This is a genomic window from Chelatococcus daeguensis (genome assembly GCF_001887265.1).
Lineage (GTDB): Bacteria > Pseudomonadota > Alphaproteobacteria > Rhizobiales > Beijerinckiaceae > Chelatococcus_A > Chelatococcus_A sambhunathii.
On the sequence record NZ_CP018095.1, the window covers coordinates 1279364 to 1292139 of the forward strand.

Below are 12776 nucleotides of genomic sequence, written 5' to 3' on the forward strand. Positions count from 1 at the left end.
CTGGCAAGATGAACGGACGATGTACGTCGGCCTCCTGTCCTATCGTTCCTGTCGTTCCGTCGGGCGCCGGCCCGGATCGAGCCATTTCTCCATGTAGAGGCGCGGCTGGGCCTCGAAGCCGAGCTGCTCGTAGAAGCGCTGCACGGCCTCGTTTCCGGCCCTTACGAGGAGGTTGAGCTTCCACACGCCGCGCGCCCTCAGCCAGTTCTCCGCGGCCGCCATGATGGCGCGGCCATGGCCGGCGCCCCGCTCGGCCGGGTCGACCGCGACATAGTAGACGACGCCCCGGTGCCCGTCATGGCCGACCATGCAGGCTGCGACGATGGCGCCGTCCGCCCTGCGCAGCACCAGCACCTCGCCATGGCCCGACGAGCGGCAGAAGGCGATGTCCTCGGCCGGGTCGTTCCACGGCCGCGTCAGGCCGGCCGCCTGCCACAGGGCGATGACGGCCGGCAGCTCCGCCTCGGCCATCGGGCCGGTCGCGAGCGGGGTCGTCACAGCATCGCTCCGGGATTGAGGAGGCCTTCGGGGTCGAGCGCCGCCTTGAGCTTGCGCATGAGATCGAGCGCGACCGGGTCCTTGACGGCGGGCAGCAGGTCCCGCTTGAGGCGGCCGATGCCGTGTTCGGCCGAGATCGAGCCGCCGTGCCGGAGCACGATGGCGTGCACGGCCTCGTTCATCTCCTCCCAGCGGGCGAGGAAGCCCTGTTTGTCGGCGCCCACGGGCTGGCTGACGTTGAAATGCACGTTGCCGTCGCCGAGATGGCCGAAGGGCAGGGGGCGGCAGCCCGGCACCAGCGCCTCGGCGGCAGCCGTCGCTTCCTCGAGAAACTGCGGCACCAGGGCCACCGGCACGGCGATGTCGTGCTTGATCGAGCCACCCTCGTGCCGCTGCACCTCGGAGAGCGCCTCGCGCAGCTTCCAGAAGGCGTTGCGCTGGTCGAGGCTCGCCGCGATCGCCGCGTCGTCGACGAGGCCGCGCTCGAGCGCCGCCGTCAGGATGCGCTCCATCGCGTCGTCGAGCCCCGCTTCGGCGGCCGAGGACAATTCCATCAGCACATACCAGGCGTGCGGCTCGCCGAGCGGGTCGCGCGTGCCGGGCGCGTGCCGCAGCACGAATTCGAGCCCGAGGCGGGGCAGGAACTCGAAGGTGGTCACGGCGCCGCCGGCCTCCGCCTTGGCGAGGGCGAGGAGATCGAGCGCCGCCTGCGGCGAGGAAAGTCCGCAGAAGGCGGTGGCCCGCCCCTGCGGGCGGGGAAAGAGCTTGAGCACCGCGGCAGTGACGATGCCGAGTGTGCCCTCCGATCCGACGAAGAGGTTCTTGAGGTCGTAGCCGGTGTTGTCCTTGCGCAGCTTGCCGAGGCCGTTCCAGATGCGGCCGTCCGCCAGCACCACCTCGAGCCCGATGACGAGGTCGCGCGTGTTGCCATAGGCGATGACGGCGGTGCCGCCGGCATTGCTGGCGATGTTGCCGCCGATGGTGCAGGAGCCTTCCGAGGCGAGCGACAGGGGAAAGAGCCGGTCGGCCGCCTCCGCCGCCTCCTGCGCCCTGAGCAGGGTGACGCCCGCCTCCACCGTCATCGTGTCGGTCAGCGCATCGACCTCGCGGATCCGGTCGAGCTTCTGCAGGTTGAGCACAACCATCGGCCGGCTCGCATCCGGGATCTGCCCGCCGACGAGGCCGGTGTTGCCGCCCTGCGGCACCACCGCGATGCCCGCCGCGCGGGCACGGCGCACCACCTCGGCCACCTCCTGCGTCGAGCCCGGCCGGACGACGGCGAGCGCCTCGCCGCGGAAGAGGTCGCGCGGCTCGCGCAGGAAGGGCAGGATGTCGTCAGGGGCGGTGAGCACGTTGCCCGGGCCGATGACGGCGGCGAGCCCCGCCAGAAAATCCTCGTTGGTCCCCTTGCTCACGGGCGCCCTCCCTTGCCTTTGTTCTTGTGCTTCTGCTTCGCCGGACGCGTGAAGACGCCGACGACCTCCACATGATGGGTGTAGCGGAACTGGTCGACCGGCACGACCCGGGTCAGCTGCATGCCCGCCTCGACCAGGATGCGGGCATCGCGCGCGAAGGTGCCGGGATCGCACGAGACGCAGACGGCGAGCGGCACCCTGGACAGCGCGATCTGCCGCGCCTGCGCCTCTGCCCCCGCCCGGGGCGGATCGAGGACGACGGCATCGAAGCGGTCGAGCTCCAGCGGCAGCAGCGGGCGGCGGAAGAGGTCGCGCACCTCCGTGGTGACCGGCTTCAGCCCCTGCGTGTTGCGCGCCGCGCGCTGCAGCGCCGCAAGGGCCTCGGCGCCATTCTCCACGGCGTGCACCTTGGCCTGCTGCGCGAGGCGCAAAGCGAAGGGGCCGCAGCCTGCGAAGAGGTCTGCCACATGGCGCGCGCCGGCGCAGGCCTCGGTCACGAGGGCGGCGAGCGCCGCCTCGCCGGCGGCTGTCGCCTGCAGGAAGCCGCCGGGCGGCGGCACGACCGCAGCGGGCCCCATCGCGACGGCGGGCGGGCGGCGTTCGATGAGGATCTCGCCGTGCAGCGACAGGCGCGCGAGGTCGAGCGTGCGGGCCGCCTCGACGAGCGCCATGCTCAGCCTGTCGTCGGCCTTGCCGAGGCCGCGGATATCGATGTCGAGCCCGCCGAGCGTCTCGGTGGCCTGGATGTCGAGCGGCTTGCCGCGCGGCAGGAGAAGGGCCGCGAGCGCCCGGGCCTTCTCCGGCGCTGCGGCAAGGCCGGGCGCCAGCACCGGGCATTGGGCTATGGGAACGAGCGCATGGCTGCGCGCCGCCATGAAGCCGACGGCGGCCTTGCCCTCGATCAGGCGGGCATGAAAGGTCACGCGCCGCCGCCCGGCGCCGTGTGCATCGACGAGCGGCATGACGTCGGTCTCGATGCCGGCATGGGCGAGGGCCTGCACGACGATGTCGCGCTTCCACGCCCCGTAGAGTTGCGGCGCCAAGTGCTGCCCGGCGCAGCCACCGCAATGGGCAAAGAGCGGGCATTCGGCCGTCTGCCGGTCGGGCGATGCGGTCTCGACGCTGACGAGCCGGCCGCGCTCTCCGTCCACCTCGGCGGTGACGACCTCGCCGGGCAGCGCGAAGGGCACGTAGACCGGCCCCCGCGGCCCCTCGGCGACGCCGTCGCCGCGGGCGCCGAGGCGGGTGATGGTCAAGGTTTCAGCCACGGCGTGCCCCGATCAGATATTCCACGTTGCCGTCTCCCCCGGCGATGGGGGAAGCCATGGTGCCGAGGACGGTGAGCCCGAGATCGCGCGCGAGCGTGGCGATATCCTCCACCACAGCCTCGCGCACGGCTTCTTCGCGCACGATGCCCTTCTTGAGATGCCCTCGGCCGGCCTCGAACTGCGGCTTGACGAGCGCGACGAGATGGCCGCCGTCGGCGATGCGGTCCGTGACCGCTGGCAGGACGAGCTTCAGCGAGATGAAGCTGACATCCGCCACGAGGAGGCCGACCGGTTCCGGCACCTCGGTCGCCGTCAATCCCCGCGCGTCGCACCCTTCGAGCGAGACGACGCGCGGATCGGCGGCAAGGCGCGGGTGCAACTGGCCATGACCCACGTCGACCGCATAGACCTTCGCCGCGCCACGGGCGACGAGCACCTCGGTGAAGCCGCCGGTCGAGGCGCCGATGTCGAGGCAGACGAGCCCGGCGGGATCGATGGCGAAGGCGTCGAGCGCCGCCGCCAGCTTGACGCCGGCGCGCGACACCCAGGGGTGCGGCGCCTCCGCCGCGATCGCCGCATCGACCGGCAGGGCATCGGACGCCTTACGCACGGGGCGTCCGTCGGCCGTCACGCCCCCGGCGGCGATGGCGGCCTGCGCCTTGGCGCGGCTGTCGAAAAAGCCGCGTTCGACGAGAAGAAGATCGGCGCGTTTACGCATGGGCTGAGCTTATGTGGCGAGCGCCGAGCGCACGTCCGTCTGCGAGAAGTCGTTGCCCTTATAGAGCAGCGGCGCATCGAGCGACATGGCGAGGGCATAGGATGCGCAATCGCCGAGATTGAGCCTGGCCGGATGGCCCGAGCCGCGGCCGAAGCGACGGTAGGCGTCGCTCGCGAGATTGGACTGAGCCGTATCGAAGGTGTGCAGGACGAGGTTGGCGCTGGTGAGCAGATTGCCAAAGGGGATGAAATAGCGAGCATCGCCTCGCCGCAGCAGGACGACCCGTGTTTCATAGACCGTTACAGCCGAGACGTAGCGGGCGCCGGCGCCATAGAGCGCCAGAGCGAGCGCTTCGGCTTCCGGCTCATTGGTGAGCATGGCGATGAAGGCCGACGTATCGACGACGATCATTCCTGCTCGCCGTCGTCAAGTTCCCCCCACAACTCGTCGAAATCACGCTTTGTGATCTTCGGCAGCGGACCGAGGCGGCGGACATCCTCCTGAATCACGCGCAAAGCGGCCATCTGGCGCGCGATTTCCTTCTCCCGTTCCTCCCGCGCCTGTTCGAGGCGCATCTCGAGCGCCTTGCGCACGGCTTCGGTGATCGTCTCGCCGGTGAGCGCCGCGACCTCGCGGGCGAGACGCTCCGTCTCGGCGGATTTGATGTTGAGGGCCATGGCCGTTTCTTCCTATCTCAGGATAGGGAGAATAGGCGCGCAAGGAAGACGCTACAAGGGTTCTTCCCTCGGCGGCCTGGGCGAGCGGCGCTTGCGACCAAGGACCGGCTTGCGCCTTGGGAGCGCACCGCGCCGGCGCGCCATGCTCGCGCGAGACCGGAATCGGGGACGGCCAGGAAAAGGCCGGCAAGACGGCCGCCTTCGGCGACATCGCGCGCTGGACGCCGGATCGCCTTCCGCTTCGCTTCAGGCGTCCGGCGAACGTGGGCGCTCCAGCCGTCCCGGTCTTACGCCCTCATCGCAGCTGCATCGGTGCCGAGTGCGGAAAAGACCGTCGCCACGATGCCGGCGGCGTCGAGACCGGCCGCGGCATACATCCGCTCGGGCTTGTCGTGGTCGATGAAAACGTCCGGCAGCACCATCGGGCGCACCTTGAGCCCGTGGTCGAGCACACCGGCGCGGGCGAGCAGATGCAGCACCTGCGTGCCGAAACCGCCAATGGAGCCTTCCTCCACCGTGACAAGGCATTCGTGCTCGCGGGCGAGACTGAGCACGAGTTCGGTATCGATCGGCTTGGCGAAACGCGCATCCGCCACGGTGGTGGCAAGGCCTCGCGCCTCAAGTTGCTCGGCCGCCTTGAGGCATTCGGCGAGCCGGGTGCCGAGGGAGAGGAGAGCAACGCGCCCCCCTTCGCGCAGGATGCGTCCGCGGCCGATGACGAGCGGCACCCCGCGCTCGGGCATGTCGATGCCGACGCCCTCGCCGCGCGGATAGCGAAAGGCGATGGGCCCGGCGTCATGGGCCGCGGCCGTCGCCACCATGTGCACGAGTTCGGCCTCGTCCGCCGCGGCCATCATGACCATGTTCGGCACGCAGCCGAGAAAGGCAATGTCGAAGGAGCCGGCGTGGGTCGGCCCGTCGGCGCCGACGAGCCCGGCCCGGTCGAGCGCGAAGCGCACCGGCAGGTTCTGGATGGCGACGTCGTGCACGATCTGGTCGTAGGCGCGCTGCAGGAAGGTGGAATAGATGGCGCAGAAGGGTTTGTAGCCCTCGGCCGCGAGCCCCGCCGCAAAGGTCACGGCGTGCTGCTCGGCGATGCCGACGTCGAAGGTGCGTTGCGGAAAGGCCTTGCCGAAGAGGTCGAGCCCTGTGCCGGACGGCATGGCCGCGGTGACGGCCACGATGCGCTCGTCCTCCTCGGCCTCGCGCACGAGGCTCTCGGCGAAGACCTTCGTATAGCTCGGTGCATTGGCCTTCGGCTTCGCCTGCGCGCCGGTGACGACATCGAAGGTGACGACGCCGTGATACTTGTCGGCGGCGGCCTCGGCCGGGGCATAGCCCTTGCCCTTCTGCGTCACGACATGGACGAGGATCGGCCCCGCCTCGGCATCGCGCGCGTTCTTCAGCACCGGCAGCAGATGGTCGAGGTTGTGGCCGTCGATGGGGCCGACATAGTAGAAGCCGAGCTCCTCGAAGAGCGTGCCGCCCGTCCAGAAGCCGCGGGCGAATTCCTCGGCGCGCTGCGCCTTCTCGTAGAAGAACTTCGGCAGCCGCCTGGCGAGCTGCTTGCCGGCCTCGCGCAACGTGCGATAGGCGCCGCCCGAGACGAGGCGGGCGAGATAGGCTGACATGGCCCCGACCGGCGGGGCGATGGACATGTCGTTGTCGTTGAGGATGACGATGAGCCGCTCGTTCATCGCACCGGCGTTGTTCATGGCCTCGTAGGCCATGCCGGCCGACATCGCCCCGTCGCCGATGACGGCGACGACGTGGCGCCGCTCGCCCTTGAGGTCGCGCGCCACCGCCATGCCGAGCCCGGCGGAGATGGAGGTGGAGGAATGGGCCGCGCCGAAGGGGTCGTATTCGCTCTCGGCGCGCTTGGTGAAGCCGGACAGGCCGCCGCCCTTGCGCAGGGTGCGGATGCGCTCGCGCCGCCCGGTCAGGATCTTGTGCGGATAGGCCTGGTGGCCGACGTCCCAGATGAGCCGGTCATGCGGCGTCTCGAAGACGTGGTGCAGCGCCACCGTCAGTTCCACCACGCCGAGCCCGGCGCCGAGATGCCCGCCGGTCACCGAGACGGCGTCGATCGTCTCGGCGCGCAACTCGTCCGCGACCTGACGCAGGTCCGTCTCGGGCAGGCGGCGCAGGTCCGCGGGCGTCTTGATGGTATCGAGCAGCGGCGTATCGACGGGCACGGCAATCGTCCTCGCGCGCGGGTGGTACGGGTTGGCTGCAACCGGACATAGGGCCTTGTCCGGCGCGGGTCAAAGGCGCCGCTGCCGCGTCCCTCACATCTCGGGCAGGGGAATGAATTCGTCGTCGCCCGGCACGCCGGCGAAGCGGCCCAGCTTCCAGTCCTCCTTTGCCTCCTCGATGCGCTCCTTGCGCGAGGAGACGAAGTTCCACCAGATGTAGCGCTTGCCGTCCATCGGCGCCCCGCCGAGCATGAGGAAGCGGGCCGGCGTCAGGGCGGTGATGGTGATGGCATCGCCCGGCTTGAAGACGAGCAGGCGGTGAGCCTCGAAACGGTCGCCGGCAATGTCGATCGCGCCCGAGACGGTGTAGATCGCCCGCTCCTCGGCGACCGGATCAAACGGAATGCTGGCACCGGCGGCGAGCGCGACATCAGCATAGACCGCCTCGCTCGCCGTGGCGACGGGCGAGGTCGCGCCGAAGAGCGTGCCGGCGACGATGCGCACGTGCTTGCCCTCGCCGACGATGTCGGGCAGGGCGTTCTCGTCGTAATGGCTGAAGGCGGGAGTGTCCTCCTCCCGCTCCGCGGGCAGGGCGACCCAGCTCTGGATGCCGGCGAGACGGCCGCCGCGGACGCGCTCCTCGAGGCCGGTGCGTTCGGAATGGACGATGCCGCGGCCGGCCGACATCAGGTTCACGGCGCCCGGACGGATGATCTCCTCGCTGCCGAGGCTGTCGCGGTGCACGATCGCCCCCTCGAAGAGATAGGTGAGGGTGGCAAGGCCGATGTGCGGATGCGGCCGCACGTCGAGCCCGTCCCCGACGGCGAAATCGGCCGGCCCCATCTCGTCCCAGAAGATGAAGGGTCCGACCATGCGCCGCCGCACGGTCGGCAGGGCGCGGCGCACGGCAAAGCCGCCGATGTCCGAGACCCGCGGCACCACCACGAGCTCCACCGCATCGCAGGACGGCGCGTCGCCGGCCACGGGGTCCTTGCCGCCAAGCCAGCTCATCGCACCCTCCTGTCCTGAAGGATCAGCCCTCGACGTCGAGGGGCTCGCTGCCGGGCTTGCCGTCCGGCCCGATGGTGATCTTCTCGATACGCGCCTCGGCCTTCTTCAGGAGCGCCTCGCAGTGCTTCTTCAGCGCTTCGCCCCGTTCGTAGATCGCGATCGATTCGTCGAGCGGCACGTTGCCCTTCTCGAGCCGGTCGACGATCTCCTCGAGCTCCTTGAGCGCGCGCTCGAAGGGGAGGGTCGCGATATCGGACGGCGCGTGGTCGCTCATCGTGCATTCCTCGGGGACATGTGCTCCAGATGAGGGTTATCGCGTTCCCTTCGGCTGGAGGCAACCCCATCAGGGTTGAAGCAGCCGCAGGTTGCACGCCGAAGATGGGTGCTCCTTCCGCGCAACGCTTCACGAAACCGTGTCATTGGCGACCGGCGTGCCGCCGCCGCCCCGGCGCAGCAGCTTCTGGTAGGCGAGGCCGATGCCGACGAGCACCAGGCCGAGGCCGATGAAGGACAGGGCCCGGAGCACGCCCTCGAGACTCGACAGGTCGACGACGAAGACCTTGACGACCGCGATGAGGATATAGGGCGCCGAGGCCAGGCGCGCGAAGCGCCAGTTGCGCCACAGCCCGACGGCGAGGATGGCGACGCCGATGACGACGAGCGCGGCGGAATAGGTCCACAGCTCGGCCTCGCCCATCTGGCGCCAGAGGCCGATCTGCGGCCCCTGGAAGAGGAAGCGGATGATGTTGATGGTAAAGGCGAGGTGCAGAAGCAGCGCCAGCGCCAGCGCGCTGCGCACGTACCAGGTCGGCCGGTGCGCCCGCGCGAGCCAGGCGAGGCCGGCGGCGATGACGGCCGGCACGAGATAGGCGAGGACGAGCGTGTTGAAGACGGCGCCGCCGAGGACGGGCTCGTCCGTGAACAACGGGTTTTCGGCGAGGAGGAGCCCGAAGCCGGCGACGATGAGCGTCAGCACGCCGAAGGCGAGCCCAGCGAAGTGGTAGACCGGATCGGCACGGTGCAACTCGAGCCGCATCAGCACGATCGAGAAGGCAAGGCCCGCCGTCGCCATGAGCCCCATCTCGACGAAGCCGGAATCGGGCGCGAAGGGATCGCCGCCGTGCAGCGCGTGGCGGATCTCGAAGAAGACCAGCAGGGCGCAGAACAGGATGGCGAGACTCTCGCACAACTGCGTCACCCAGTCCCGCCCGCTCATGGCGAGCACCCGGGCGGCCAGCGCGAAGGCGAGCGCGGGCACGCCATAGCCCCACAGCAGCCAGTTGAAGATCGGCGTGGTGCCGAGGGCGTCGCCCGCGATGGCCGGGTCCCAGACGACACGGCCGAGGACGAGGAGGCCGGTGGCACCGACCGCGTAGCGCAGCACCGGCACCGCGATACGCTGGGAGACGAAGGCCGTGCCGAGTGTGGACAGGGCGAAGGCAACGGTGAGCATGCCCTTTTCGAGCGCGAAGGTGAGGCCGAGCGCCAGGGCCGCGAGCGCAGCCGCCGCCATCGCCCCGGTGCCGAGCGCCGCGACCGGCCGGGCTTCGCTGCCGTCCCCGTGCAGCAGCCGGGCGGCCCCTGTGAACAGGAGCGCAAGGACGGCCGCGCCAAGCGCGAAGGGCACGCTCGTATCGAAGGCGGTGACGCGCCAGTAGGCGATGACGAGCAGGGCGAGGACGCCGGTGGTGCCGGCCGCCGCATGGCACGCCGCCGCGACGAGCGGTAGGTCTTCGCCGCGCATGAGACGCCGCACGGCTGCCGCAAGGAGCGCCGCCCCCGCCGCGATGGCGAAGGCGAGATAGAGGCTGAGGGCCGCCGGCTGCTCGCCGGGCGCGAGCGCGGGGCCACCGGGCAGGGAGGCGCCGCCGGGGTCGAGCATGGCGAGGCGCGCGACGGGCCAGAAGGCGAGGCAGCCCGCCGCGACGAGGGCCGCGATCAGGCCCGCGCCGGCCGCTGCGGCATAGGTGAAGCCGGTGGCAAGGAGGATGGCGACCATCGCGCCCGAGAAGGTCGCCCGCCCGCCGCCCCCGGCGAGATCGCCCGCGAGAATGGCGAGCGCGCCGAAGGCGCTGAGCACGGCGAGGGCCGGAATGTCGAGCGGCCAGGTCCAGAAGGGCGGGTCCGCCTTGGGCTCGGCCGGCGCGGCCCCTTCGGCATCACCGCCGTCCTCGCCGGTTTCGGCCGGAGGCTCTCCCTCCGTCTCGGCCGCGGCCACATCCGCCGGGAGGGGAAGGGCGCCGCCGTGCGGCAGCGCGACGAGGAACACGACCGCGAGCACGGTCTGCGCCAGCACCAGCACCATGGCGGGCAGGGCGTCGGCGTTGCCGACCGTGGACACGACGAGCCAGCCCCACAGCAGGGCGCCGCCCGCTGTCGAATACGCCAGCCACCGCCACAGACGCAGCCGCGCGAGGCCATAGGCCGCCGCGACCACGGCGACGAGATAGATCACCACCGGCCACGGCTGCGGATCGTCGCTCGTGACGAGGAGCGGCGCCGCAAGTGCGCCGAGAAGGCCGAGGGCGGCGAGCGCCGGCCCGTGCAGGGCGGCTGCGACCATGGTCGCGACGCCGATGAGGCCGAGCAGCGCGAAGGCGAAGGCCGGGCCGATGAAGCCGTAGAGCGCATGGGCGGCATAGACGCTGGCGAAGGCCGTCATGGTGCCGGCGGCAGTCAGCACGCTCGGCACATGCGCGGTGACGACGCCTCCGGTGGAAAGGGTGGACGCCTCCCCGGCATGCTCGCGCCGTCGCAGCCACTCGCCGCCCGCGATCAGCGTTAGCGCCGTGGCGAGGCCGGCGAAGATACGCGCGGCCGGCCCGAAATAGCCCTCCTCGATGGAATAGCGCACGAGCAGGACGCCGCCGAGCGCCAGAGCGACGCCGCCGACCCACACGGCCCAGCGGGAGCCAAGCCGCTCCTCGAGCCCGGCCTGTGGCGCAGCCGTGGCAGCGGCTGCGGGCGCCAGATGGGGAGCGGGTTCTTCCGCAGGCTCTTCCGGCACGAGCGGACCTTCGGGTTCGGTCGCCGGCTCGGGACGCGGCGCGACTTGCGCCTTTTCTTCCGGGGCGGGGGCCGGCCGCTCCACGCCGGAGAAGGCGTCGCCGGAGACAACCGGCACCATGATCCCGGCTTCGGCGAGCTTCAGTTCCAGCGCCGCCAGCCGTGCCTCGAGGGCCGACGTGCGGCCGCGTAGCCCGAGCGCCATGAAGAAGCCGGCAATGGCGGCAACAGGTACCGCAAGCGCGATCAGAACGATGAGCGCAATGATCGAATCGTCGCCCACGGCGGTCCCCCCGGAAAGATCGGTGCACTTTGCCGCGGGATGGTCGTCGATGCAAAGCAAGGCTCGCTGTGCGCAGGCGCACCTCAGGCCAGGCGGCGCGTATGCCGCTTCCGGGTCAGGCCCGCGTGCCGAGGCGCAGGCCCGGCGCCGGCCGCTCCTGCAGCACCTCCCGGCGGAAGCGGAAGAGCGCGGCGGGGCGCCCGGCCGTCGGCATCATCTCGCCGGTGGGTTCGACGAGGGAGGTCGCCTCGACGAGGCGGCGGAAGTTCTGCTTGTGCAGGTGCCGGCCGGTGATAGCCTCGACGCTCGTCTGCAGGGCCGTCAGGGTGAAGCGCTCGGGCATCAGCTCGAAGACGACGGGGCGGTACTTGAGCTTGGCTCTGAGACGGCTGATGGCCGTTGCGAGGATGCGCCGGTGGTCGTAGGCAAGCGGCCTGCCGAGCGGCGGCAGGCTGGCGCGCGCCAGTGCCGCGGGCCGGCCGTCGCGCGCCGCCTCGGCGACGAGCCCGGCCTCGTAGAGGAGTTCGTAGCGCTCCAGCGCCTTTTCCTCATCCCACGGGCTACCGTCGCAGCCGAAGCACAGGCGCAGGCGCTCCTCGCGCGTGAGTGCTCTGATCTGGCCGTCGTCGGCATGCGGCGTCCGGGCCCATTCCTTGAGCTGCGGCAGAATGTGCGCTGCCAGGATGGCGGGCGGACCGGTGCGCCAATCCTCCCACGGGAAGAAATCGTACCAGGGCATGAAGCCGGCGTCGCCTGCAGGTGCTGCCGTGCCGGCGAGCCCTCGGGTGAGTGCGAGATAGCCGACGGAGACGACGTGTGGGCCGATATCGCCGGCAGCCGCGCTGCGCCCCCGATCGCCGAAGGTGTAGAGCTGCTCGACATAGCCCAGCGCCAGGCCCGTCTGCTCCCGCACCCAGGCGCGCAGGCCGACCTCGAAGGTGCGGTGGGCCAGGGGATCGAACGGCCCCGCCGGCAGGGCCGGCATCTCCGCGTCCGGACGATGCGCGACGAGGATCTGCGGCATGTCGCCCTCGACGGCCACGATGGCTGCGGCGAGGCCGATCTCGATGGCAGGCCGCGGGCGGGGAGGGCTGGCCTCGGTCATGACCGTTCAGCGGTCGAGGGGGAGGGCGAAGGGTGTGCCCTCGAAGGCATCCACGCCGCGGCCGATGGCGGCCACGGCCTCGCTCATCCGGCCGCGCCGGCCCAGCAGTTTGTCGGCCGCCGCCACCAGCCGGGCGTTGGGCGTCGCACTCGGCGCCGCCTGGCGCAGGCGCTCGGCGAGGAGAAACTCGTCGAGGTCGGGTCGCAGCGCGCACAGGCCGATATAGGCCGCGGCGGTGGAGCGGCTGATACCGGCATAGCAATGCACGACCATGGGCCTTGCCCGGTCCCAGCCGCGCACGAAGCCGATGACCTGCCGGGCGTGCTCCTCGCCGGGCAGAATGTGCCCCTCCATCGCCTCAACGATGTCACTGACGCCGATGAAGAGGTGCCGCTCGGGCTGGATGCCGTCCGGCCGCGGGACGGGCGTCGCGGCATTGATCAGGGTCAGCACGTGGCTCGCGCGCACGGCAGCGACCGTTTCGGCGAGGCGCGAGAGGGGGCATACGTGAAGGGCCGGCATCGTCGTCGAACCTCCGCAAACGCTCCCCGATCTCCAGAACGATAGTGGGGCGATTCGATGACGGCGACGATACTGAGC

General features: G+C 70.8%; 12 protein-coding genes. All 12 read right to left on the reverse strand.

Annotation, left to right across the window (positions count from 1 at the left end; genetic code table 11):
- Positions 1-39 precede the first annotated feature (39 nt).
- A complete protein-coding gene (locus tag BOQ54_RS06100; protein ID WP_055459373.1) occupies positions 40-471 on the reverse strand; it encodes a GNAT family acetyltransferase in 432 nt (143 codons plus the stop codon).
- A gap of 23 nt (positions 472-494) precedes the next feature.
- On the reverse strand, positions 495-1913 hold the full coding sequence (locus BOQ54_RS06105; protein ID WP_071923525.1) for an FAD-binding oxidoreductase: 1419 nt from the start codon (positions 1911-1913) through the stop codon (positions 495-497).
- A complete protein-coding gene (locus tag BOQ54_RS06110; RefSeq protein WP_071923526.1) occupies positions 1910-3181 on the reverse strand; it encodes a class I SAM-dependent RNA methyltransferase in 1272 nt (423 codons plus the stop codon). Before BOQ54_RS06110 ends, BOQ54_RS06105 begins: the two co-directional genes overlap by 4 nt.
- A complete protein-coding gene (locus BOQ54_RS06115; protein WP_071923527.1) occupies positions 3174-3899 on the reverse strand; it encodes a TlyA family RNA methyltransferase in 726 nt (241 codons plus the stop codon). The genes BOQ54_RS06110 and BOQ54_RS06115 overlap by 8 nt, the downstream gene beginning before the upstream one ends.
- 9 nt (positions 3900-3908) lie before the next feature.
- Positions 3909-4310, reverse strand: coding sequence for a type II toxin-antitoxin system VapC family toxin (locus BOQ54_RS06120; protein ID WP_245316311.1), 402 nt, complete (start codon positions 4308-4310; stop codon positions 3909-3911).
- Positions 4307-4576 (reverse strand): type II toxin-antitoxin system VapB family antitoxin, encoded by a 270-nt coding sequence (locus BOQ54_RS06125; RefSeq protein ID WP_019401460.1) that lies wholly within the window; start codon positions 4574-4576, stop codon positions 4307-4309. Before BOQ54_RS06125 ends, BOQ54_RS06120 begins: the two co-directional genes overlap by 4 nt.
- A 287-nt stretch (positions 4577-4863) precedes the next feature.
- A complete protein-coding gene (gene dxs / locus BOQ54_RS06130) occupies positions 4864-6771 on the reverse strand; it encodes a 1-deoxy-D-xylulose-5-phosphate synthase (protein WP_083585917.1) in 1908 nt (635 codons plus the stop codon).
- Between the two features lie 93 nt (positions 6772-6864).
- Entirely contained in the window at positions 6865-7782 is a 918-nt protein-coding gene (locus tag BOQ54_RS06135) for a pirin family protein (RefSeq protein WP_071923529.1), read from the reverse strand.
- Between the two features lie 22 nt (positions 7783-7804).
- Positions 7805-8056, reverse strand: a complete 252-nt coding sequence (locus BOQ54_RS06140) for an exodeoxyribonuclease VII small subunit (protein WP_071923530.1) — start codon at positions 8054-8056, stop codon at positions 7805-7807.
- Between the two features lie 129 nt (positions 8057-8185).
- Positions 8186-11071: a DUF2339 domain-containing protein gene (locus tag BOQ54_RS06145; protein ID WP_145979734.1), complete on the reverse strand. Its 2886-nt coding sequence runs from the start codon at positions 11069-11071 to the stop codon at positions 8186-8188.
- 115 nt (positions 11072-11186) lie between these two features.
- Entirely contained in the window at positions 11187-12176 is a 990-nt protein-coding gene (locus tag BOQ54_RS06150) for an NUDIX hydrolase (protein WP_055459186.1), read from the reverse strand.
- Between the two features lie 6 nt (positions 12177-12182).
- The gene (locus BOQ54_RS06155) at positions 12183-12698 is read right to left on the reverse strand and encodes a tyrosine phosphatase family protein (protein ID WP_055459185.1); all 516 of its coding nucleotides are present in this window, start codon (positions 12696-12698) and stop codon (positions 12183-12185) included.
- Positions 12699-12776: the final 78 nt, after the last annotated feature.

What these genes read in the sequence shown, in the direction of transcription:
- BOQ54_RS06100 (WP_055459373.1), bottom strand. Translation starts at nt 471, where the DNA reads ATGGCCGAGGCGGAGCTGCCGGCCGTCATCGCCCTGTGGCAGGCGGCC.
- BOQ54_RS06115 (WP_071923527.1), bottom strand. Translation starts at nt 3,899, where the DNA reads ATGCGTAAACGCGCCGATCTTCTTCTCGTCGAACGCGGCTTTTTCGAC.
- BOQ54_RS06120 (WP_245316311.1), bottom strand. Translation starts at nt 4,310, where the DNA reads ATGATCGTCGTCGATACGTCGGCCTTCATCGCCATGCTCACCAATGAG.
- BOQ54_RS06125 (WP_019401460.1), bottom strand. Translation starts at nt 4,576, where the DNA reads ATGGCCCTCAACATCAAATCCGCCGAGACGGAGCGTCTCGCCCGCGAG.
- BOQ54_RS06135 (WP_071923529.1), bottom strand. Translation starts at nt 7,782, where the DNA reads ATGAGCTGGCTTGGCGGCAAGGACCCCGTGGCCGGCGACGCGCCGTCC.
- BOQ54_RS06140 (WP_071923530.1), bottom strand. Translation starts at nt 8,056, where the DNA reads ATGAGCGACCACGCGCCGTCCGATATCGCGACCCTCCCCTTCGAGCGC.
- BOQ54_RS06150 (WP_055459186.1), bottom strand. Translation starts at nt 12,176, where the DNA reads ATGACCGAGGCCAGCCCTCCCCGCCCGCGGCCTGCCATCGAGATCGGC.
- BOQ54_RS06155 (WP_055459185.1), bottom strand. Translation starts at nt 12,698, where the DNA reads ATGCCGGCCCTTCACGTATGCCCCCTCTCGCGCCTCGCCGAAACGGTC.